Below are 2,469 nucleotides of genomic sequence, written 5' to 3' on the forward strand. Positions count from 1 at the left end.
AAAAAAAAAAAAATTTTTTAAAATTTTTAAAAAATTTAAAAAAAAAATAAAAAAAAATTTTTTAATAAATGTACCTATTGAAAGTAAAAAAACCGCCTCTTTTTGCGTTTTAGTGAGCTTTTTAGCCATAATTACATTCCCCAGTGAGAAATTTATGATGCTAAGGCTAATAGTTATTTTTTATTAATTCAAGCTTTTTATTAGTTTATTTCAAAAATTCTATGTGCTAATGTAACCTAGATTAATAAGTTGAAAACATACTGTATAGTACTAATGGTAGATTCAAGTGCTAAGAAAAATATCAAGAATATTTCAATAAATTTTGGACCTCAGCATCCTGCTGCTCACGGTGTTTTAAGGTTGATTTTAGAAATGGATGGTGAGGTTGTTGAACGTGCAGATCCTCATATTGGTTTATTGCATAGAGGGACAGAAAAGCTTATAGAATATAAAACATATCTTCAAGCAGTTCCATATTTTGATAGGCTTGATTATGTTTCTCCAATGTGCCAAGAACACTGCTTTGCTCTTGCAGTTGAAAAATTGTTGAAATTTAAGGTTCCTTTGCGCGCTCAATATTTAAGGGTTCTTTTTAGCGAAATTACAAGAATTTTAAATCATATATTAAACGTAACTACCTATGCTCTCGATGTTGGTGCAATGACCCCGTTGTTATGGATGTTTGAAGAGAGGGAGGTAATGCTGGAATTTTACGAAAGAGCCTCCGGTGCTAGGCTTCATTCTGCATATATTAGGCCTGGTGGAGTTGCGAAAGACGTAGATGAAAAATTACTAGAGGATATATTTATTTTTTTTGAAAAATTTCCAAGCAAAATATCTGATATGGAAACGTTGTTAGATGAAAATAGAATTTTTAAACAACGCCTTGTTGATATTGGAAAAGTAACGAAAGAGCAATGTCTAGATTGGGGATTTTCTGGCCCTATGATAAGAGCTTCTGGTATACCTTGGGACTTAAGAAAATCTCAACCTTATGAAATATATGAGGAGCTTGATTTCAAAATACCTATTGGCAAAAATGGTGATTGTTATGATAGATATCTTGTGAGAATGGCTGAAATGAAAGAGTCTATCAAGATAGTTAGACAGTGCCTTGAAAGGATGCCAAAAGGTGATGTGCACTCTGGTGATAAAAAAATAACACCACCATCAAGAAAAGACATGAAGCAATCAATGGAGGCGTTGATTCATCATTTTAAATTATTTACAGAGGGCTATAATGTTGGACCTGGAGAAACTTATACTGCTGTGGAAGCTCCCAAGGGTGAATTTGGAGTGTATTTAATAGCTGATGGAAGCAATAAACCGTGTAGGTGTCATATTAGAGCGCCAGGTTTTGCTCATTTACAAGCTCTTGAGGTCATGAGTAAAGGTCATATGCTAGCTGATGTTGTTGCAAATATTGGTAGTCTTGATGTTGTTTTTGGAGAAATAGATAGGTAATGCATTATGTCGTCGATATTTAAAGAGCGCAATTTTGAACAACCAAAATCCTTCAAGTTTTCTGCCAGTAATCTCAAAAAAGCCAATGAATATATAAAAAGATATCCTGAAGGAAAGCAAAGGAGTGCGGTTATGCCATTGTTGTATTTGGCTCAAGAGCAACATGATAATTGGATACCTTTTGCGGCAATGGATTATATTGCTGAGTTACTTGATATGCCTGCCATTCAAGTTTATGAGGTGGCAAATTTTTATACAATGTTTAATAAACAACCTGTTGGAAAGTATCTTATACAAGTTTGTAGAACAACGCCATGTATGCTTAGAGGTGCCAAAGATATCGCAAGGGTATGCAAGAAAAAGCTGAATATCGAATTAGGAGAAACAACAGAAGATAATCAATTTACTTTGGTTGAGGTCGAATGCTTAGGAGCATGCGTTGCAGCACCTCTGGTTCAAATCAATAATGATTATCATGAAAATCTCACTCCTGAGTCAATGGAAAAATTAATAGATAAATTGGGAAAGAAGTAATTGAATTTTAATTGAGCTTTTGCTATAATTTGCCTAATGAATTTAGGTAAAAAAATATGGCAGATACGGAATTTACAAGCTTTTAAATTTAATCCAGAAAGGCGATAGAGATAGTATTTTATCTTACGCTAAAGAGTATCCGGAACGGCACAGTCAAGTTAAAAATAGAATAAAATTCTGATATTGAATAAAAGATTATAAAATTGTAGGATTTAAAAAAATAAATATCAAAAAAGATGAAGGGCACCGTCAAGTTAATGGAAATATGGCCGCAACACAACCCTGACCCTTAAATTTTAGGCAGCAGCTATCTCCTGACTTCATGCACTTTGAGAGAAGTGTATAGGGCACCGTCAAGTTAATGGAAATATGGCCGCAACACAACCCTGACCCTTAAATTTTAGGCAGCAGCTATCTCTTGGATAGCTTCATCCCAAATAAATTTAGCTTTTTGAAAATTCTCTCTTTGGA

General features: G+C 33.8%; 2 protein-coding genes. Both read left to right on the forward strand.

What is annotated here, in order from left to right:
• Window positions 1–273: 273 nt before the first annotated feature.
• On the forward strand, window positions 274–1,464 hold the full coding sequence (locus L8D11_RS04925; RefSeq protein ID WP_236870557.1) for an NADH-quinone oxidoreductase subunit D: 1,191 nt from the start codon (window positions 274–276) through the stop codon (window positions 1,462–1,464).
• Window positions 1,465–1,470: 6 nt separating this feature from the next.
• Window positions 1,471–1,998: an NADH-quinone oxidoreductase subunit NuoE gene (nuoE, locus tag L8D11_RS04930; protein ID WP_236870558.1), complete on the forward strand. Its 528-nt coding sequence runs from the start codon at window positions 1,471–1,473 to the stop codon at window positions 1,996–1,998.
• Window positions 1,999–2,469: the final 471 nt, after the last annotated feature.

Origin of the sequence: Candidatus Bandiella numerosa (assembly GCF_021811875.1) — a bacterium.
In the GTDB taxonomy this organism is placed as follows: domain Bacteria; phylum Pseudomonadota; class Alphaproteobacteria; order Rickettsiales; family Midichloriaceae; genus Aquirickettsia; species Aquirickettsia numerosa_A.

Excerpts from the sequence above, each read along its gene's own strand:
- L8D11_RS04925 (WP_236870557.1), top strand. The coding sequence starts at position 274 with ATGGTAGATTCAAGTGCTAAGAAAAATATCAAGAATATTTCAATAAAT.
- nuoE (WP_236870558.1), top strand. The coding sequence starts at position 1,471 with ATGTCGTCGATATTTAAAGAGCGCAATTTTGAACAACCAAAATCCTTC.